General features: G+C 74.0%; 17 protein-coding genes and 5 tRNA genes. 13 read left to right on the forward strand and 9 right to left on the reverse strand.

Going from position 1 to position 18,994, the window contains the following annotated elements; genetic code table 11:
• Window positions 1-211: 211 nt before the first annotated feature.
• The 3 genes from cobT to ACH4VO_RS15910 all read left to right on the forward strand — a co-directional run bounded on the left by cobT (window position 212) and on the right by ACH4VO_RS15910 (window position 6,181).
• Entirely contained in the window at window positions 212-3,787 is a 3,576-nt protein-coding gene (gene cobT, locus ACH4VO_RS15900; protein WP_360986048.1) for a nicotinate-nucleotide--dimethylbenzimidazole phosphoribosyltransferase, read from the forward strand.
• A gap of 238 nt (window positions 3,788-4,025) precedes the next feature.
• Window positions 4,026-5,279 (forward strand): uroporphyrinogen-III C-methyltransferase, encoded by a 1,254-nt coding sequence (gene cobA / locus ACH4VO_RS15905; protein WP_360986045.1) that lies wholly within the window; start codon window positions 4,026-4,028, stop codon window positions 5,277-5,279.
• A gap of 83 nt (window positions 5,280-5,362) precedes the next feature.
• Window positions 5,363-6,181 carry an RNA methyltransferase gene (locus ACH4VO_RS15910; RefSeq protein ID WP_360986043.1) on the forward strand — a complete coding sequence of 273 codons (819 nt, stop codon included), beginning with the start codon at window positions 5,363-5,365 and terminating at the stop codon, window positions 6,179-6,181.
• Between the two features lie 83 nt (window positions 6,182-6,264).
• Here the strand turns inward: ACH4VO_RS15910 and ACH4VO_RS15915 are convergent, their stop codons facing one another.
• Window positions 6,265-7,581: a serine/threonine-protein kinase gene (locus ACH4VO_RS15915; protein ID WP_360986040.1), complete on the reverse strand. Its 1,317-nt coding sequence runs from the start codon at window positions 7,579-7,581 to the stop codon at window positions 6,265-6,267.
• Between the two features lie 213 nt (window positions 7,582-7,794).
• On the opposite strand from ACH4VO_RS15915, the gene ACH4VO_RS15920 reads away from it, so the two are divergent.
• The 4 genes from ACH4VO_RS15920 (at window position 7,795) to ACH4VO_RS15935 (ending at window position 10,466) form a co-directional block, all read left to right on the forward strand.
• The gene (locus tag ACH4VO_RS15920; protein ID WP_360986037.1) at window positions 7,795-8,031 is read left to right on the forward strand and encodes a hypothetical protein; all 237 of its coding nucleotides are present in this window, start codon (window positions 7,795-7,797) and stop codon (window positions 8,029-8,031) included.
• A 646-nt stretch (window positions 8,032-8,677) separates the two neighbouring features.
• Window positions 8,678-8,884 (forward strand): hypothetical protein, encoded by a 207-nt coding sequence (locus tag ACH4VO_RS15925; protein WP_360986034.1) that lies wholly within the window; start codon window positions 8,678-8,680, stop codon window positions 8,882-8,884.
• 209 nt (window positions 8,885-9,093) lie between these two features.
• Window positions 9,094-10,116 carry a phosphotransferase gene (locus ACH4VO_RS15930; RefSeq protein ID WP_360986031.1) on the forward strand — a complete coding sequence of 341 codons (1,023 nt, stop codon included), beginning with the start codon at window positions 9,094-9,096 and terminating at the stop codon, window positions 10,114-10,116.
• A gap of 65 nt (window positions 10,117-10,181) precedes the next feature.
• On the forward strand, window positions 10,182-10,466 hold the full coding sequence (locus ACH4VO_RS15935) for a zf-TFIIB domain-containing protein (RefSeq protein ID WP_014157293.1): 285 nt from the start codon (window positions 10,182-10,184) through the stop codon (window positions 10,464-10,466).
• A gap of 769 nt (window positions 10,467-11,235) precedes the next feature.
• Here ACH4VO_RS15935 and ACH4VO_RS15940 read toward each other — a convergent pair.
• From ACH4VO_RS15940 to ACH4VO_RS15960, 5 genes are all read right to left on the reverse strand, one after another.
• Window positions 11,236-11,307, reverse strand: a tRNA-Val gene (locus tag ACH4VO_RS15940).
• 23 nt (window positions 11,308-11,330) lie between these two features.
• Window positions 11,331-11,402: transfer RNA gene (locus ACH4VO_RS15945), tRNA-Val, on the reverse strand.
• Window positions 11,403-11,421: 19 nt separating this feature from the next.
• Window positions 11,422-11,493 (reverse strand) — tRNA-Val (locus tag ACH4VO_RS15950).
• Window position 11,494: 1 nt separating this feature from the next.
• A tRNA-Cys gene (locus tag ACH4VO_RS15955) sits at window positions 11,495-11,568 on the reverse strand.
• A 37-nt stretch (window positions 11,569-11,605) separates the two neighbouring features.
• Window positions 11,606-11,678: transfer RNA gene (locus ACH4VO_RS15960), tRNA-Gly, on the reverse strand.
• Window positions 11,679-11,823: 145 nt separating this feature from the next.
• Between ACH4VO_RS15960 and ACH4VO_RS15965 the strand changes: the two genes are divergently transcribed.
• The 3 genes from ACH4VO_RS15965 to ACH4VO_RS15975 are packed head-to-tail and all read left to right on the forward strand — an operon-like array spanning window position 11,824 to window position 14,586.
• On the forward strand, window positions 11,824-12,876 hold the full coding sequence (locus ACH4VO_RS15965; RefSeq protein ID WP_360986028.1) for a chorismate-binding protein: 1,053 nt from the start codon (window positions 11,824-11,826) through the stop codon (window positions 12,874-12,876).
• A complete protein-coding gene (locus tag ACH4VO_RS15970; RefSeq protein WP_360986025.1) occupies window positions 12,873-13,694 on the forward strand; it encodes an aminodeoxychorismate lyase in 822 nt (273 codons plus the stop codon). Before ACH4VO_RS15965 ends, ACH4VO_RS15970 begins: the two co-directional genes overlap by 4 nt.
• 55 nt (window positions 13,695-13,749) lie before the next feature.
• Complete coding sequence (locus ACH4VO_RS15975; RefSeq protein WP_360986022.1) at window positions 13,750-14,586, forward strand: GNAT family N-acetyltransferase; 837 nt, start codon at window positions 13,750-13,752, stop codon at window positions 14,584-14,586.
• Window positions 14,587-14,620: 34 nt separating this feature from the next.
• Here ACH4VO_RS15975 and ACH4VO_RS15980 read toward each other — a convergent pair whose 3' ends face one another.
• Complete coding sequence (locus ACH4VO_RS15980) at window positions 14,621-15,136, reverse strand: DsbA family protein (protein WP_360986019.1); 516 nt, start codon at window positions 15,134-15,136, stop codon at window positions 14,621-14,623.
• 154 nt (window positions 15,137-15,290) lie between these two features.
• Here ACH4VO_RS15980 and ACH4VO_RS15985 point away from each other — a divergent pair, with 154 nt between their 5' ends.
• From ACH4VO_RS15985 to ACH4VO_RS15995, 3 genes are all read left to right on the forward strand, one after another.
• Window positions 15,291-15,758 carry a hypothetical protein gene (locus tag ACH4VO_RS15985; RefSeq protein ID WP_360986016.1) on the forward strand — a complete coding sequence of 156 codons (468 nt, stop codon included), beginning with the start codon at window positions 15,291-15,293 and terminating at the stop codon, window positions 15,756-15,758.
• A gap of 313 nt (window positions 15,759-16,071) precedes the next feature.
• Window positions 16,072-17,091 carry a LacI family DNA-binding transcriptional regulator gene (locus ACH4VO_RS15990; protein WP_360986013.1) on the forward strand — a complete coding sequence of 340 codons (1,020 nt, stop codon included), beginning with the start codon at window positions 16,072-16,074 and terminating at the stop codon, window positions 17,089-17,091.
• Between the two features lie 156 nt (window positions 17,092-17,247).
• Window positions 17,248-17,403, forward strand: a complete 156-nt coding sequence (locus ACH4VO_RS15995; protein ID WP_175420900.1) for a hypothetical protein — start codon at window positions 17,248-17,250, stop codon at window positions 17,401-17,403.
• A 54-nt stretch (window positions 17,404-17,457) separates the two neighbouring features.
• Here ACH4VO_RS15995 and ACH4VO_RS16000 read toward each other — a convergent pair whose 3' ends face one another.
• Window positions 17,458-18,015, reverse strand: coding sequence for a CGNR zinc finger domain-containing protein (locus tag ACH4VO_RS16000; RefSeq protein ID WP_360986009.1), 558 nt, complete (start codon window positions 18,013-18,015; stop codon window positions 17,458-17,460).
• Between the two features lie 514 nt (window positions 18,016-18,529).
• A complete protein-coding gene (locus ACH4VO_RS16005; protein WP_003959770.1) occupies window positions 18,530-18,943 on the reverse strand; it encodes an SsgA family sporulation/cell division regulator in 414 nt (137 codons plus the stop codon).
• Window positions 18,944-18,994 lie beyond the last annotated feature (51 nt).

Consider the following 18,994-nt stretch of genomic DNA (forward strand, 5'->3'; position numbering starts at 1 on the left):
CACCGGGGGACGCGCAACGTGGCGCAGTCCACAGCGAGCCGTGGCGGATCTGTCTGTCGCGGCGGCGAACGGCCGCGAGAATGTATACCGCCGCGCGCGTTTCGTGCCGCGCGGCGAGCCCGCTCGTTCTAGTCGACGAGCACCGGCGTGCCATGGTTCGGGCATCCCGGCGAAGGGCCGAAGGAGCACTGACGATGGGCGAGGGGTACGCATGACTGACACCGGCCAGATCCCGGGCGAGGGGCTGCCGGAGAACGCAGGCATGGTGGAGCAGCCGGGCGTCCCCGCCCCGGACGCGCACACCTTCCTCGAACCCTCCGAGCAGACGCCCGAGGACGACGACCTCCTCCTGATGCCGGCACCCCAGGGCGCGTGGAGCGACGCGCCGGCGGGCCAGCCCGAGCCGCAGCCGCGGGCCCACGCGCGGCCCCCGGCGGACCGGACCGCGGGCGGCGCCCACGGTTCGGGCACCACCGACGTCGGCGCGGTGCACATCCCGGCTCCCGCGCAGACGCCCGCCCAGGTGCCCGTTGCCGCCCACGCGGCTCCGGGGGCCCGGCGCCGCCAGCACCGGGGCCCCGCCTCTCCCGAGGCACCCTCCTACGGCGGCACGCCGAGCGGCGGAGTGGTGCGTTCCCTCGCGGACCGCGGCCCCGCCGGCGCACCGCAGAGCCCCACGCCCGTACGGCACGCGGGACCGCCGACGACAGGGCCCGAGCACTTCGGCCTCCCGGCCGACGACGCTTCCCAGCTGCCCGGCCCCCAGCTCGGGGAGATCCCGCCGCAGGGCGGGACGCCGTGGGGTGCCCAGCCGCCGGAGGCGGCCGCCCAGGCCGGACCGGCTGCCCCGGCCGGGCCCGAGGCCGGAGCACAGCCGGAGCCGGCCGTCCCGGCCGAGTCCGGGTTCATGGCGCCCGCCGAGCCGGCGGTCCACGCCGAGCCCGAGGTCGTGGCCGAGCCCGCGGTGGCTGCCCAGCCGGCCGTCCAGCCTGAGCCCGCGTTCGTGGCCGAGTCCGTGACGTCCGGCGAGTCGGCCGTCCCGGCCCAGCCCGAGGCCGTCGCGTCCGCCGAACCGGTGGCCGTCGCCCAGCCGGTGGCTGCCGCCGAACCGGCTCCCGCCGCCGAACCTGCCCCCGCTGCCGAGGCTGTGCCCGCTCCCGCCCCCACTCCCGCGCCGGCCGCGCCCGCAGAAACGGTCGTCCCTGAGCCGGTGGCCCCGGTGGCCCCGGTGGAGCCCGAGGCGGTCGATGAGTCCGCGGCGGAGCCGGTCGCGCCCGCAGTGGCGGGGGTCCCGGCCGCCCTCCCGGCCGAGATGCCCACGGAGGCAGCCGTCGCGACCGGGGACGAAGGCCCCCTCGCGCCCGTGGAGGTTCCCGTCCCGACGGCGGAGAACCTCGCCCCGACCACCGTGCCCCTCCCGCCGTCGGCACCCGCCGAGCCCGTGCTGCCGGAGGCCGGGGCTGCACCGGTGCAGGCCCAGCCCGTGGCCGACGCCGCACCGGAGTCTGCCGATCTCCCGGCCCCTCAGGCGGACGCGGTCGCCGAGGCAGCGCCGGTAGCCGAATCAGTGCCGGTCGCCGAGGACACCCCGCAGGCCCCGGTCGCCGTGGAGCCCTCCGCCGCTCCGGAGCCGGAGCCGGAGGCGCCCGTGGGGCAGGAGCCCGCCGCCCCCGTCGCGGCCCCCGAGCCCGAGCCCGAGCCCGCGGTGGATCCCGAGCCGACGTCGCCCGCCGCGCCGGAGCCCGTGGCCGAGGCCGCCCCCGTGGTCCCGGCCGAGCCCGTCGCGGAGCCCGAGCCCGTACCCGTACCGCAGGCGGATCTCCCGGCGCCCGCGGAGCCCGGGGCGGGAACCGGCCCCGAGACCGTCGAGACGCCGGAGGCCGAGGTGCGGGGGGCCGCGTCCCAGGAAGCCGGAGCCCCGCAGTCCGTGCCGTCCGAGGCCGGGGCACCGGCAACCGTGGCGCTCGCCCTGGAAGCCTCGGAGGCCGGTACCCCGGAACCCCAGGCCCCCGAGGCCGAGGACTCCCACGGCACGGCCGACGAGGCGCCCGCCACCGCGCCCGCCCCCGGATACGACGACGTCGAGCGCGAGGCCGTCCTGCGGGTCATGCGCGAGCGTCGCGACATCCGCAACGGCTTCCGCAGCGACCCCATCCCGCACGAGGTCCTGCTGCGCGTCCTCGAGGCCGCGCACACCGCACCGAGCGTCGGCCACTCGCAGCCGTGGGACTTCGTCGTCATCCGGTCCGCGGAGACGCGCCGGTCGATGCACGAACTCGCCCAGCGCCAGCGTGACGCCTACGCCAAGTCGCTTCCCAAGGCCCGGGCCAAGCAGTTCAAGGAACTGAAGATCGAGGCCATCCTCGACACCCCGGTCAACATCGTCGTCACCGCCGACCCCACCCGCGGCGGCCGCCACACCCTCGGCCGGCACACCCAGCCCCAGATGGCCCCGTACTCCTCCGCGCTCGCCGTCGAGAACCTCTGGCTCGCCGCCCGCGCCGAGGGCCTCGGCGTCGGCTGGGTCAGCTTCTTCGACGAGCGCGAGATGGTCCGCGCCCTGGGCCTGCCCGAGCACCTGGAGGTCGTCGCCTACCTGTGTGTCGGTTACGTCGACGAGTTCCCCGCGGAGCCCGAGCTGATGCAGGCGGGCTGGTCCAAGCGCCGCCCGCTGTCCTGGGTCGTCCACGAGGAGACGTACGGCCGGCGCGCCCTGCCCGGCGAGGAGCCGCACGACCTGCTCCAGGAGACCATCGCCACCATCCGCCCGCTGGACGCCAAGGCGCTGGGCGAGGCCTGGGAGCGCCAGAAGCGGATGACGAAGCCCGCCGGCGCGCTCGGCATGCTGGAGATCATCTCGGCGCAGCTGTCCGGACTCTCCCGGAAGTGCCCGCCGCCGATCCCGGAGCCGGCGGCGGTCGCGATCTTCGCCGGTGACCACGGGGTGCACGCCCAGGGTGTCACCGCGTGGCCGCAGGAGGTCACCGCGCAGATGGTCGCCAACTTCCTCGGCGGCGGCGCGGTCTGCAACGCCTTCGCCGCCCAGGTCGGTGCCGAGGTCTGCGTGGTCGACGTGGGCGTCGCCGCCGAACTGCCCGCCACACCCGGCCTGCTGCCGCGCAAGGTCCGGCCGGGAACGGCCGACTTCACCACCGGTCCCGCGCTCACCCGCGACGAGGTCCTCGCCGCGATCGAGGTCGGCATCGAGACCGCCCGCGATCTGGTCGCCGCGGGCAACAAGGGCCTGCTCACCGGCGAGATGGGTATCGCCAACACCACGGCGTCGGCGGCGCTGATCTGCGTGTACACCGGCATGGACCCGGCGGAGGTGACCGGTCGCGGCACCGGCATCAACGACGAGATGCACGCCCGCAAGGTCGACGTCGTCCGCCGGGGCCTGGAACTGCACCAGCCCGACCCCGCCGACCCGATCGGGGTACTGGCCGCGGTCGGCGGACTGGAGCACGCCGCGATGGCTGGCTTCCTGCTCGGCGGCGCCTCGCTGCGTACGCCCGTGATCCTGGACGGGGTGAGCGCCGGAGCCGCGGCCCTGGTCGCCCGGGCGATCGCCCCCGAGGCTCTGGCCGCCTGCATCGCGGGCCACCGCAGCGCGGAACCCGGCCACGTGGCCGCGCTCAACAAGCTGGGCCTGCGGCCGCTGGTCGACCTCGACCTCCGCCTCGGTGAGGGCACCGGTGCCCTGCTCGCACTCCCCATCGTGCAGAGCGCGGCGCGGGCGATGCACGAGGTGGCGACGTTCGACTCGGCGGGAGTCACGGAGAAGTAGCCGGGGCGGAAGGCTCCGGGCGGGCGGGTACGACGTCCGGAGCACCCTTCCCCGTCCCGGGGGGGCCGCGGGTCCCTGGCCCCACGGCCGGACGGGCCCCCGGCACCACCCCGTATCGTGGTCCCACCCGTACCGCCCCGGTGCCGTCCCCGCCGGCCCGGGCCAGCGCAGTCCCCGCCGCTCCACCGCCGCAGCGGCCCGCAGCACACCGCACCCTGCACGAGGAGCCCGCACGACCATGGCCGAGTACGACGAGCACCCCGCCTACCCCGTCGGACTGCGCCTCAACGGGCGCCGCGTCGTCGTCATCGGCGGCGGCCAGGTAGCGCAGCGCAGGCTGCCCGCCCTGATCGCCGCAGGAGCGGACATCACCCTGGTCTCCCCCTCCGCGACCGCGTCCGTCGAGGCGATGGCCGACACCGGGGAGATCCGCTGGGAGCGCCGCAGGTACGAGGACGGGGACCTCGCCGACACCTGGTACGCGCTCATCGCCTCCTCGGACCCCGTGGCCAACGACGCCGCGTCCGCCGAGGCGGAGCGCACCCGCACCTGGTGCGTCCGCAGTGACGACGCGGAGGCGGCGACCGCCTGGACCCCGGCCACCGGTCGCAGCGAGGGCATCACGGTGGCCGTCCTCAGCACCACCTCCGAGGGCCGCGACCCCCGGCACTCCGCCGCCGTCCGCGACGCCATCGTGGAGGGCCTGCGCGACGGAACCCTCGCCGCCCCGCACCACCGCACCCGCGCCCCGGGGGTGTCCCTGGTGGGCGGCGGCCCCGGCGACCCCGACCTGATCACCGTCCGCGGCCGCCGGCTCCTCGCGGAGGCCGACGTGGTCATCGCCGACCGGCTCGGCCCCCGCGACCTGCTCGACGAACTCCCGCCGCACGTCGAGGTGATCGACGCCGCGAAGATCCCGTACGGCCGCTACATGGCCCAGGAGGCGATCAACCAGGCGCTGATCGACCACGCGAAGGCCGGCAAGTCCGTCGTGCGCCTCAAGGGCGGCGACCCCTTCGTCTTCGGGCGCGGCATGGAGGAGGCCCAGGCGCTGGCCGCCGAGGGCATCGCCTGCACGGTCGTCCCCGGGATCTCCAGCTCCATCTCCGTGCCGGGCGCGGCCGGGATCCCCGTCACCCACCGCGGTGTCGCCCACGAGTTCACCGTGGTCAGCGGACATGTGGGCCCCGACGACCCGCGTTCGCTGGTCGACTGGGCGGCCCTCGCACAGCTGCGCGGCACGCTCGTCCTGCTGATGGCCGTCGACAAGATAGGCGCCATCGCCCGCGCGCTCGTCGCCCACGGGAAGTCCCCGCGGACGCCCGTGGCACTGATCCAGGAAGGCACCACGGCCGCGCAGCGCAGGGTGGACGCGACGCTCGAGACCGTGGGGGAGCGGGTGGCCGCCGAGGAGGTGCGCCCCCCGGCCGTCATCGTCATCGGCGACGTCGTCGCCGTCGGCACGGACGTGACCGGGCCCTCCACCCACTGAGCGGCACACCCGCCCTACGCGTCCGGGGGCCCGGCTCCGGCCCGGCCCCCGGCACCCACACCCGACAAGGCAGCATCACCCCCGTGGCTGAACTCATCACCGTCACCGATCCCGACGACCCGCGCCTGAGCGACTACACCGGTCTGACCGACGTCGAACTGCGGCGCCGGCGGGAACCCGCCGAGGGCCTCTTCATCGCCGAAGGCGAGAAGGTCATCCGACGCGCCGTCGACGCCGGGTACGCGATGCGGTCCATGCTGCTGTCCGCCAAGTGGTTCGACGTCATGCGCGACGTGATCGACGCGACGCCGGCACCCGTCTACGCGGTCGCACCCGAACTCGCCGAGCGCGTCACCGGCTACCACGTGCACCGCGGCGCCCTCGCCTCCATGCAGCGCGCGCCCCTGCCGGCCGTCAGCGCGCTCCTGGGCCCGGAGTCGGGGGACGTCCGCCGGGTGGCGGTCTTCGAGGACATCGTCGACCACGCCAACCTCGGAGCCGCCTTCCGCAACGCGGCCGCACTCGGCGTCGACGCGGTCCTGCTCACCCCACGCTGCGCCGATCCGCTCTACCGCCGGGCGGTCAAGGTCTCGATGGGGTCCGTCTTCCACGTGCCGTGGACCCGGCTGGAGTCGTGGCCCGGAGATCTCGGCCTGCTGCGGGCGGCGGGCTTCACGACCGCCGCGCTCTGCCTGAGCGAGCGGTCGATCACCCTGGACGAACTCGTGGCCCACGGATACGAGAAGCTGGCCCTGGTCTTCGGTACGGAGGGCGACGGGCTCACGCCCCAGGCACTCGGCGCCGCCGACCGCCATGTGCGTATCCCGATGGACGCCGGCGTGGACTCCCTGAACGTCGCCGCGGCCTCCGCCGTCGCCTTCTACGCGACGCGGGTCAGGTAGTCCCAGGCCCACCCGTGTCCCGCCCGGCCGGTCCGGCGGGACCGCTTCGGACGTGCGCAGGCCCTTGACCGTGGGGGCGGGTGTCAGCGCCCGTCGCTTCCGTGGGGATGCCCCACGGCCCGGTCCTGCGTCTGCGACGGCGTACCGCCCAGCCCGCGCGCCGGGCCCTGGCAGCCCTGGGCCGCCGCGATGCCCAGTGCCACCAGCAGCGTCACCACGACGAAGACGACGAGCCGCTGACGCAGCAGCCGCGGATTGGCCGGCCGGCGCTTGCCGTTCTTCCCCGCCGAGGTCGTCCGCACCCCGGAGCGGGTGCCGGGACGGCCGTTCGTACCGTGCGTCCCGTGCGGGCGCTGACCGAAGGGCGTACCGCCCCGGGAGGCCTGAGGGCGCGAGCCGCCGGTCCGGGCCGGCGCCGGGCGCCCCGGCGAGGGCCGCCGGACCGGGGAACGCGTCTCCGGTCCCGGCCCCGGCGCGCGTCGGGTGTGCTGCTCGGTGTACGAGCCCGGCAGCCGGCCGGTCGGGCGGTCCAGCTCCCTCTCGTCACGGGGCACCGGCGGCCGACGCTCGTGCAGCCCCTGCGCCTCACGGGCGGCGATCTCCTTGAGGCGCATGGAGAGCTGCAGGGTGCTGGGCCGCTCCTCGGGGTCCTTCGCCAGACAAGCCCGCACCAAGGGGGCCAGCGCGTCGTGCACGTCGAGAAGATGCGGTTCCTCGTGCACCACGCGGTAGAGCATCACCTCGGAACTGCCGTGCCCGAAGGGTGAGTCGGCCATCGCCGCGTACGCCAGCGTGGCGCCCAGCGAGAACACGTCCGTGGCCGGGGTCACCGCCGCCCCGCGCACCTGCTCCGGCGCCAGGAACCCCGGCGAGCCAACTGCGGTGCCGACATGGGTGAGCGTGCTGGCCCCGGTCGCCCAGGCGATGCCGAAGTCGATGATCCGCGGGCCCTTGGGGGAGAGGAGGATGTTCGACGGCTTCAGGTCGCGGTGGACGACCCCGGCCTCGTGCACCGCCACCAGCCCCTCCGACAGCGCCGCCCCGATCGACGCGACCTCGGCGGCCGACAGCGGCCCCTCCTCGGCGACCTTGTCGTGGAGCGAGGGCCCGGGCACGTACTGCGTCGCGAACCACGGACGGTCCGCCTCCAGGTCGGCGGCCACCAGACGCGCCGTGCAGCCGCCGCGGATCCGCCGGGCGGCGGACACCTCGCGCGCGAAACGCGAACGGAACTCCTGGTCCTCCGCCAGGTCCGGCCGGATCACCTTCAGCGCCACCCGCTGGCCCCGCCGGTCGGAACCCAGGTAGACGACGCCCATGCCACCCGCGCCGAGCCGCCGGTGGAGCCTGAACGAGCCGACGACACGCGGGTCCTCGCGCCGGAGCCGCATCATCGCCATCGTCTGCCCATCCCCGCTGCCTGGTCCGCCGTCCGCCTGACGAGGCACAGCTTACGTACCCGTGGCGCGGCGCGCTCAGAGGCCGCGCCCTCGCCGTCCCATCGATTGTCAGTGCCCGGTGGGAGAATTGAAGGGTGGTCAGGGAGCCGCGGATCCAGGTTCTCCGGCCCGTGCGAGATCTCAAAGGAGCGTCGCAGAAGGGGGATTGGATCAGTGAAGGGCGATCGTGTGGAAATAGTCGTGGACGCCGGGGACACGACACGCACGTACGAGGTGGTGGCCTCCCGGGCAGGCCGCCGGGTGGAGACAGCGGTCCGCAGAGGGGTGGTCGAAGTGAGTGAAGTCACCAGAAGTGGATCAGTTGTCCGTACCGCCCGCTTCATGGCGACCAGGGTGCTCGCCCTGGTCGAGCAGCCGGTTCCCCGGGAGGACGCCTCCGAGCGCCCCTAAGGGCTTGCAGATCATCAGCACGTCGTCCTGATCTTGTTGCTGGGCTCGCCGGTCTGGGCGAGGGCCCTGGCCTGGAGGGCGTGTCCCGGGGGTCCCGTCTGCGCGTCCCGCCTGCCCGGCGACGCCCGTCACACACGCGAACCGCGTGGTCGGGATCCCCCCGGTACATCCGGTGCCGGGGCGGCACTCCGCCGTGCGATCGCACGCGCCGGACGCCGGGCCTGCCCCGGGGAGTGGTCTCGAGAGTCCCGTCCGCCCGACGGCGGCATCCGGCGCGTGCACGCGCCACGTGGTCCGGGTCGCCCCGATACGTCGCGTCTTCGTTCGACCCTCCGCCGTACGATCGCAGGCATCGCCCGCTGCTGGGCCCACCTCCGGGCCCCCGGCGCTCCCTGCGGAACACGTCTTCGGGCGCATGACGCCCCCCGGGAGGACGCCGCTTCCGCAGCACGCCCTGCCGCCCCATCTCCACCCAGGGGAGTACACGAGGGGCGGCCGGCTCATCCTCCGGGAGGCCCGGCAATCGGTACGCGGGCATGACGCCGCACGGCTTGCCTCTCCCTAGTGTTGAGATCAAGCGGCGGGCGAGGAACTCGTCCCCCGAGGGCACACGCCCGCCGCTCCGGCACAGGTCAGGAGAGGAACCATGGCGGACACGGCAGCGCGGACCATGATCCGCACGCAGGGACGCAAGGCGAACGCCTCGTTCGGTGTCCGGCCGTCCGGCCGTCGCCACCCGTTGGTGGCGACCGCGATGGTCCTTCCTCTGGCGGCCCTGCTCGTCGTCGTCTTCGGCGGCTGGGAGGCAGTGGTCACACAGGCGTCGTCCGTGGGCGTGATGCTGGGGCGCTGAGCGGCGCCCCGGGTCCGGAAGAGCGGTCCGGACCGGACATCCGGCCAACAGCCCCGTGGGGACGGGGGTGCGGCGGACGGCAGCGTTTGTCCGGCCAGCTGGGGAGCTGGCCGGACATCGCGCTGTCCGGGGCCGCCGCGGAGCGCCGCGTAGGCTCGGCGCCGGACCGGCCGCAGGGCCGGCCGGGACCGCCCCAGGGAGCCGCTCCGATGACCACCACCCCTGTCGTACGGGCGCTGGGCGACCTCGCGCACGACCGTGCCCACGCCCCTACCGCCGCGTGCGGGTGCGCGGCGCCGCGGGTGCTCGCGGACCGCCCCGACGGCACGGTGGTGCGCAGCGGTCCCGTGGTCGCCAAGGCCCACGCCCCCGGTACGGGCACCGCCGCCCTGGCGGCCCGGCTCTCCCTGGCCGCCTCCCCACACCTGGCGGGCATCCTGCTCCCCCCGCTCGACGGCGCAACCCCCTCCGTACCGGTCCCGCCGGTGCGCAGCCCGGCCCGCCCCGGACCGCCGGACCCGGCGGTCGGCCTCCCGGTCGTGGACGGCCGTCCCGTGAGCCTCTGGCCGTTCGGTGAACCCGTCGACCCCTCGGCCCCCGACGCCGCCCCCTGGGAAGAAGCGGCCACCCTCCTGGCCGCGTTGCACCGCACCCGGCCGCCCTGTCCGCTGCCGCCGATGCGCGGCCCGGCCAAGGCAGCCCTGGCCGTCACCCGGATGTGCGCGGTCCGGCCCGGAGAGCCGGACACCGCGGCCGTGCTCGCCGCCTGGCGCGGACTGCCCGCCTGGGCGCGCGACGAGGGTCCCGCGCCCGCCGGCCGGGCCGGTTTCCTCTGCCACGGAGACGTGCACCTCGGCCAGCTCGTCCGGTACCCCGCACCGCACGGGTCCTGGCTGTTGATAGACATCGACGACAGCGGACTCGGCGACCCCGCCTGGGACCTGGCCCGCCCCGCCGCCTGGTACGCGGCCGGCCTGCTGCCCCCCGAGGGCTGGCTGCGCTTCCTGGACGCCTACCGGGCTCAAGGAGGCCCCGCCGTGCGGCCGGAGGGTGACCCCTGGCCCGAACTCGACGTTCCGGCACGCGCCCTGACGGTGCAGACGGCGGCGCTCGCGCTGGCCAGGTCCGCGGCGCAACGGCGCGGACCTGACGAGGTCGAGCAGCTGATGATCGACGCCTGCGCCCGAATCGCCTCCCTCCCGCCCCGGTTGGCGGCCGGACACGCGTCGTAGGGTGAACCGACCGCCGCCGGGCATCCATTCCGGTGACGAAGCGACGACGGCGAGGAGCCGACCCGATGATCCAGTGCCCCAAGTGCCACGCCCAGATGCACACGTACAACCGCAACGGCGTCCAGATCGAGCAGTGCAGCGGCTGTCGCGGGATATTCCTCGACTACGGCGAGCTGGAGTCCCTGACCCGCCTGGAGTCGCAGTGGGCGCAGCAGGCCCCGCCCGCGCCGCCCGCCCCGCAGGCCTACCCCGCCGCGCCCGCTCCCGCCTGGGGCGCACCGCACCAGGGCGGGCACTACGGCGGCCACCACCGCCAGAAGAGCTTCGGCCGGATGCTCTTCTCCTCCTGACCCCGGCCACCGCGCCACGGGCCGGGCGCCTGACGCACCGGCCCGTGACGTACGGTCGACGCGCTGCCTCCATGATCCCGCGCCTCTGATCATGCCCATGGCCGACGCGGGGAGTGCACGGCCATGGGCCGGGCGGGTCCGTCGCGAACCCCGACCGGCATGACGAGAAGCCCTCGTGCCCGAGGGGGAGGAGTCACGAGCTTCCTCGACAGCTACCGAACAGGCGCGCCCCGGGCCGGAGCAGCCGGCTCGTGCCACCCGCCGCGCTCGCCGTGCACCCCACCACCGGCCGGACCTGCGGCTGGAGCGTGTTCACCTCCCCGCCCGCATCCGCACCGGCCTCTCGGGTACCGCCGGGGCCCTGCCCTTCCCTCCGAGCACCGTCATGCTGGGCCTCTCTGCCGCCTCGGGCGGCACCCCGGCCGAACGCGACGGACCCTGACGGAAGAAGGTCGTCTTCCCCGCCTGCTTCTCGTCCGGCTTCCTCGCCGCCCGCCGCCCGCTGCCGGAGCGGCCACCGCCGGTGGTGGCTCGTCGTTCTCGGCTCGGGTGCCGTCCACGGACGGCTGCTGACCGTGTGGTCCCCGGCAGGCGTGCTCGGCCAGCTGATCGTCTAACCGGCTCGCGGATCCGGGGGAGCGGACCGGATACAGCGGTCCCCGCTTCCACGGACCTTGTCCGCGGGGCCGGCCACCCAGCTCCTCATCGACTGATCCCCCCACGCACGGCAAAACCCCCGGTCGTGGAGACGACCGGGGGTTTCGTGCGGTGCGCGATACTGGGATTGAACCAGTGACCTCTTCCGTGTCAGGGAAGCGCTCTCCCGCTGAGCTAATCGCGCAGGGCGAACCTGTGTGTACTGCGTGCGCGATACTGGGATTGAACCAGTGACCTCTTCCGTGTCAGGGAAGCGCTCTCCCGCTGAGCTAATCGCGCGGGGGTCCGTGCGGACCGGTGGACGATACTGGGATTGAACCAGTGACCCCTTCCGTGTCAGGGAAGTGCTCTCCCGCTGAGCTAATCGTCCTTGGAGGTGGAGACGGGATTTGAACCCGTGTAGACGGCTTTGCAGGCCGTTGCCTCGCCTCTCGGCCACTCCACCAGGGGTGGGAGTTCGGGAAGATCCCCCACCTTCTGCGAGCGGACGACCAGGTTCGAACTGGCGACCTCAACCTTGGCAAGGTTGCGCTCTACCAACTGAGCTACGTCCGCTTGTCTTTCCCGGCCCGCTTGCGCGTCCCGGCGACGTGTTGAACTCTAGCGGATTCCCGGTCCAGTACAAAAACGCGTTTGCGCAGCGTGCTGCGCTGCCTCCGCCCCGCCGCAGGTCAGCCCGGACCGTCCTACACTCGTCGGCGTGCACGCCCTCGCCCCCATGGCCCGCTTCGGCGGCCTCGTCGCCTCCGGCCTGCAGGACGTGACCAGCGATCCTGCGGCTCTCGAATCGTCCGGTTTCTGGGCCGTATGTGCCGACTTCGAAGGCCGTCTGACCTGCGCCCGCTTCGCCACCGTACGCGCGGAGCAGGTGCCCTTCCCCGTGCCCGGGGCCTGGCGCGGACCCGCGCCGCGTGACTGGACCTCGTCACTGGACGAGGACGCCTACCTGGCCGGCGTGCGACGGATCCGTGAACACATCGCGGCGGGCGAGGTCTACCAGGCGAACCTCTGCCGGGTGCTGTCCGCGCCCCTGCCCGACCCCGCCGCCGACGTCGACGCCCTCACCGCGCTGCTCGCCCGGGGCAACCCGGCGCCCTACGCGGGGACGATCCGGCTCCCCTCCCACGGGGTGGAGATCGCCACCGCCTCCCCGGAACTCTTCCTGAGGCGCGACGGCCGGACCGTGGAGTCGGGTCCCATCAAGGGCACCGGGCGCACCGAGGACGACCTGCTGGAGAAGGACCACGCGGAGAACGTCATGATCGTGGACCTGGTCCGCAACGATCTGGGCCGGGTCTGCGCGACCGGCAGCGTGGGCGTGCCCGAACTCTGCGTGGTCGAGAAACACCCCGGCCTCGTCCACCTCGTCTCCACCGTGCGCGGGCGGCTCACCGACGGCGCCGGCTGGCCCGAGCTGCTCACCGCGGCGTTCCCGCCCGGATCCGTCACCGGTGCACCCAAGTCCAGTGCGCTGGGGATCATCGAGGCCCTGGAGACGTCACCTCGGGGCCCGTACTGCGGCGCGGTCGGCTGGGTGGACGCCGACCGCGCCACCGCCGGGCTCGCCGTGGGGATACGGACTTTCTGGATCGACCGCACCGGCCAGGCGCCCCTGCTGCGCTTCGGTACGGGAGCGGGGATCACCTGGGGTTCCGACCCGCGGCGCGAGTGGGCGGAGACCGAGCTGAAGGCGTCGCGGCTGCTCGCTGTAGCGTCGGGCGTCCACGACGAGACAGGAGGGACCGCGGCATGAGGATCTGGGTCAACGGGGGACTGCGGGACGCCGATGACGCACGGGTGTCGGTCCTGGACCACGGGCTGACCGTGGGGGACGGCATCTTCGAGACGGTCAAGGTCGCCGCGGGGCGTCCCTTCGCGCTCACCCGGCACCTCGACCGGCTGACCCGCTCGGCCAGGGGGCTCGGCCTGCCCGACCCCGACCTCGACGAGGTGCGCGGCGCCTGCGCGGCGGTGATCGACGCCAACCCGACGGCGCTCGGCCGGCTCCGGATCACGTACACCGGCGGTCTGTCCCCGCTCGGCTCCGACCGCGGTGACGACGGGCCCAGCCTGGTGGTCGCCCTGGGCGAGGCCGGCCGGCGCCCCGACAGCACGGCGGTGATCACCGTGCCCTGGACGCGCAACGAACGCGGTGCGCTCGCCGGGCTCAAGACCACCTCGTACGCCGAGAACGTGGTCGCGCTGGCGCGCGCCCACGAGCGGGGCGCGTCCGAAGCGCTGTTCCCCAACACGGTCGGCAGGCTCTGCGAGGGCACCGGCTCCAACGTCTTCGTCGTCCTGGACGGCCGGATCCACACGCCGCCCGTCACCTCCGGCTGCCTCGCGGGAATCACGCGGGCCCTGGCCGTGGAGTGGACGGGCGCCCAGGAGACCGACCTCCCGATGGACGTCCTGGAACACGCCGAGGAGATCTTCCTGACCTCGACCCTCCGCGACATCCAGGCCGTTCACCGGGTCGACGGACGGGACCTGCCGGGTGCCCCCGGGCCGGTGACGGCGAAGGCCGTGCGGCTCTTCGACGAGCGCGCGGGCGACGACCTCGATCCGTGAACCGGATGCGGAAAAGCGGGTGACGGACGGCCGCCCGGCGGATAGAAATCCCCTGATGACAACGACCCTGCGGCCCACCGGGCCGATCCAGCACGGCGCCGACGGTGCCCGCTCACGTGCGTACGACGTCTGCGACAACGGGCGTCCCGTCGGTACCCTCCGCATCAGCACCGACCCGGCGTTCGGCCCGAGCGCCGGCATCCTGCGGGACCTTCGCATCGAGGAACCGCAGCGCCGGCGCGGTCGCGGCACCATCGCCGTCCTCGCCGCGGAGGAGGTGCTGCGCGGCTGGGGCTGCACCCAGGTACGCGCGGTGGTGCCGGCGGACGCCGAGGCCGCCGGTCGCCTCGGCGCCGTACTCGGCTACACCGAGCGCAGCCGGAACATGCTGAAGACCCTGGCGCGGACCGCCCCCGTGCTGCCGGAGGGGCTGACCGGCCGCCCGATGACCGAGCCGGAGTTCGCCGTGTGGGCGAGCACCAGCGCCGAGACGTACGCGCGGAGCTGGATCGAGCGGGGCGTTCCCGAGGAGCAGGCCCGGCGCAAGTCCGAGACCGACCACGCCACGAAACTGCCGGACGGACTCGCGACGCCGGGCATGCGCTTCCACGTCCTCGTCCGGGGCGACGAGACACTCGGGCACCTCTGGCTGGCCCGGCTCCCCGCGCCCGAGGGCGACGAGATCGGCTACGTCTTCGACGTCGAGGTGGGCGAGGAGCACCGGGGCCACGGCTACGGGCGGGCGCTGATGAACCTGGCGGAGCAGCTCACCATCGAGGGCGGACTCGCCCGGCTGGGCCTGCACGTCTTCGCCTCCAACACGCCCGCCCTGCGGCTGTACGAGTCACTGGGCTACGAGGTGACCCAGTACAACCTGGCCAAAGCCCTGTAGGCGGCCGGCGTCCCCGCACCGCCGTACGGCGGTGTCAGCCCTGTTCCGCGAGCAGGCGGTCGGCGATCTTCTCGACCCTCGCGCGCAGCCCCTCCTGGCTCTTCCCGCCGTCCAGCCGCTCGTCGCCGATCACATAGGTCGGGGTACCGGTGACGCCGATCGCCTTGCCTTCCGCCTGGTCCGCGTCGACGATCAGCAGATGCCGGCCGTCGATCAGGGCGGTGTCGAACTCCTCGGCGTCCAGACCCAGTTCGCGCGCCACCTCGAGCAGCAGTGGCTCACCGGCGCGGGAGAGGTCGGCCGTCCGCCCCAGGACGGCCTCGACGTACTCCCACCCCTTGCCCTGGTCGGCGGCCTCCTCGGCCGCCTGGGCCGCGGCGTAGGCGTGCTTGTGCTTCTCCAGCGGGAAATGGCGCAGCCGCACGTCGAGCCGGTCGCCGTAGCGGGCGCGCAGGGCGTGGACGTCGGAGAGGGCCTGATGGCAGTCGGGGCACTCGAGCTCGCACCAGAGGTCGAGGACGACCGGCGCCGCGAGGGTGGAATCGCTCATGGAGTCAGTCTTCCAGGCCGGACCCGCGCGTCCCAAACGGGACCTGGGGAGGACCGCGGCCCTGAAATGTCCCTGATGCGGCTCGGGGGCGTGGCCCCGCCGCGGGTGACCGGTGCAGGATGGAAGGGACGTTTCCCGATCGCTGGAGGCCCTGATGCTTGCCGAGACCATCTGTTCCGCGGTGTCGGCGGCCGGGCTGGGTATCGCCGCGGTCACCGCTTACCGCAAGCGGTTCCTCGCGGCCACCCGGATCGCCGCCTACTCGCTGGTTCCGGTAGGGCTGGTGCTCACCGGGCTCGTGGAGTGGGTGTCCGGCATCGCCTTCAAGCCGAGCATCTGGCTCGGCTTCGGGCTGCTGGGCGTCGCCTGGCTGCTCTTCGTGATCACGCGTGCCGTGGAGCGCCGGGGCGGCGCCACCCGCAGGGAGCGCAGGGCCGCACGGGCCGCGTCTCGGGGCGAGGCGGTCGCACCGGGCGCGTCGGCGCCCTCGATCGGGTCCGGCGACGGTGCGGCGGCGCCCCCGGCCTCGCGGCACGGCCGTGGGAAGAAGCCGCAGCGGTCCGCAGGGGCGGGGGACGATTTCAGCGACATCGAGGCGATCCTGAAGAAGCACGGCATCTGACGAAGCACCCCCGTCGAGCGGCCGGGTCGTTCGCGGTACGGGGCGCCGCAGAGAGTGTGAATCGATTCACACCCGATCGTGAGACCCCGGTACGCACGGGCCCTGCCCGTCCTCGGTATATTCGCCGTACGGCGCAGCAATCTTGACGGTGCGCCGGGGGCAGGTTTAGCGTCCCGACCGGATTGAAACAATTCATTCCAGGTGGCGCGGCCACGGGCGACGAGATGGCGGACCGCGCCGGGACGTCTGTCCGTACGACAGTGAGACGCCGCGCCCGGGCGCGGCGGCCGAGTGCATCAGTGGGGCAGGGTAAGTGGCGCGTGTGGCAGGGATCAAGGACGTGGCCCGGCAGGCGGGCGTCTCGGTGGGCACGGTCTCCAACGTGATCAACCGCCCCGAGGCGGTGCTGCCCGACACGCGCGCCCGGGTGCAGGCGGCGATCGACGAACTGGGTTACGTGCGCAGCGAGTCGGCGAGGCAGCTCAGGGCCGGCCGCAGCCGCATCATGGCGCTGCTCGTCCTGGACATGGGCAACCCCTTCTTCGTGGACATCGCCCGTGGCGCCGAGCGCGCTGCCCGGGAGGCGGGACTAGGCGTCATGGTCTGCAACAGCGGCCAGAGTCAGGAGGAGGAGTCCGAATACCTCGGGCTCTTCGCCGAGCAGCGGGTCTGCGGGGTGCTGGTCACCCCGGCCGACGCCACCGGCGGGAACCTGGAGGCGTTCGCCCGCCACCGCATCCCCTACGTGCTGGTGGACCGGGTCGCGGCCTCCACCGAGAACTGCGCGGTCTCCGTGGACGACGTGCGGGGCGGCATGCTCGCCGTCGGGCACCTCGTGTCCGCCGGCCACACCTCGGTCGCCTACGTGAGCGGACCCGGCGACCTGCACCAGATCAGGGACCGCCGCGAGGGAGCCCTGGCGGCCCTGGCCGAGGCCGGGCTCGGGCCGGAGGCCCTGGTCGAGATCCCCTCCGACCGCCTGGACGTGGCGGCGGGCCGTGACGCCGGGGCCCGTCTGCTCGGCCTCGTGCCCCGGCCGACCGCCGTCTTCTGCGCCAACGACCTGCTGGCCCTCGGTGTCCTGCAATCGCTGTACGCCGCCGGTGTCCGGGTGCCGCAGGACGTGGCCATCGTCGGGTACGACGACATCGAGTTCGCCGCAGCGGCGGCCGTGCCGCTCACCTCGGTCCGGCAGCCCGCCGTGGTGATGGGCAGGATGGCGGCCGAACTCCTCCTGGAGGAGGCGGATGACGAGAACGGCAGCCACCAGCACCGCAGTGTGGTCCTCCAGCCGGAACTGGTCGTACGCGCCTCCAGCGCTGCCCCCCGCTGAACCGGCCCGGCCGAGCCCTCCCGGGCGTGCGGTCGAACGGGTGAGGGACGGTCGGACGCCGGAGCGATATTGCGCGGCCTGAAGTGGGTGAACCCACCGCGGGGGAAGGCGTATTGATCACCGGCACTGCTCCCGGTGCGTCATGATCACTACGAGATGGTGGACACATCCCGGGGCGAGTCCCCCGCACCCCCTGCCGAAGAGCCGCGCGGCTGCCTCTTCGCCCTGTCGCAGCCGCCCCTGATGATCTTCCTGACGGTGATCGGCGGCCTGCTGCTGATGGCCGCGCTGCATGATCTCTTCCTCCTGTGAGCCGGTTTCCGGGCCGGCGCCGCACCGCGCGGGGTTCCGCACGGCGGCCGGCCGTCAGCCGGCGGCTTCCCGGCGTCGTGCCCGGTACGCGGCGACGTGGAGCCGGTTGCCGCAGGTGCGGCTGGAGCAGTATCGGCGGGAGCGGTTGCGCGACAGGTCGGCGAAGGCGCGTCGGCAGTCCGGTGCCTCGCACCGCCGCAGCCGCTCCTGCTCGCCCGCTACGACGAAGAAGGCCAGGGCCATGCCGCAGTCGGCCGCGAGGTGATCGGCCAGGGAGGCGTCCGGCGCGAAGTAGTGCACGTGCCAGTCGTAGCCGTCGTGGTTCGTGAGCTGGGGGGTCGTGCCCGCGGCGGCCACCAGCGCGTTGACGAGATCGGCGGCGGTACGGGCGTCGGGCGCCGCGAAGATGTCCGCGAAGCGGCTCCGTACCTCCCGGACGGCGCCGAGGTCCTTCTCGCCGAGGGTGCCGACGCCGCTGATGTGGTGGCGCTCGGCGAAGCCGTAGAGCGCGGCGACGTCGGCGAGTCCGTCGGCCGGCTCGGTCTCCGGTGCGGTGTTCACCAGATCGACCACCGTCTCGAGGGCGATCCGGGTGTCGTGTGGGATCAGCACGCTTCGCTCCCTGCTCCGGCGGACGGGCGCCCGCCGATGCGGGCTGACTCTACTGGCTCCGCGAGGGCACTCGGGGCCCGGTGGGGGCGTGTGCGGTGGGAGTGGGCGCCCGCACGCCCGCAGCGCCCGGGTGCCCCGCCGGAGCCACTGACGACCGCCCGGCGGCCGCGGTGCCCGTCCCGGCGGGGGAGTGGGGGCTGAGGCGTGTGTGCGGGCCTGCGGGTGGTGTGCGGTACATCCGCGACCGGCCTCTACGTGCGCGACCCGCCCCCGCGTGCGCGCCCCCGCCGACTCCCCCGACGCCGCCTGCCGCCCCGGAGCCCGCCTGCCCCGGGACCCCCGCACGACACCCCGAATCCGCCTCCTCCGCTGTCCCCGTACAGGGTGTCCGGCACGCGACGGCGCCGTCGCCGCGGTGGGTTCCGCGGCGACGGCGCCGGTGTCCGCCGTATGAGGTTGTCCGCGCGACGCCGTCTCCCCGAGTCGGACGGCGTCCCGCAGCTCTCGGCCTGGCTCAGCTCTCGGCCAGGATGTGTGAGAGCTCCGTATCGAGGTCGAAGTGACGATGCTCGGTGCCGGGCGGGACCGCGGCGTCGGTCCGCTTCAGGAATGACTCCAGGGCCCTCGCCGGGGCCTCCAGCAGGGCTTCTCCCTCCGGGGAGCTCAGGGCGATGCAGACGACGCCTTGGCCGTGACTACGGGATGGCCAGACGCGGACGTCTCCGGTGCCGGTGGGCCGGTGCAGCCCCTCGGCAAGGAGGTCACGGGCGAAAACCCACTCGACCGTTTCCTCCGCTCCGGTGTGGAAGGTGGCGTGCACGGCATAGGGATCGGCCGTGTCATACCGCAGGCCCGCGGGTACAGGCAGTGAGGACTCGCTCGACACAACGAGGCGCAGGTGCAGCTCGCAGCTGACCGTGGTGTTCATAAGCGCCAGGGCCTTTCGCTCAGTGTGCGCTCGGGGATTCGCACGTCGGCG

The organism is Streptomyces sp. NPDC020780 (assembly GCF_044334475.1).
Classification (GTDB): Bacteria; Actinomycetota; Actinomycetes; order Streptomycetales; family Streptomycetaceae; genus Streptomyces.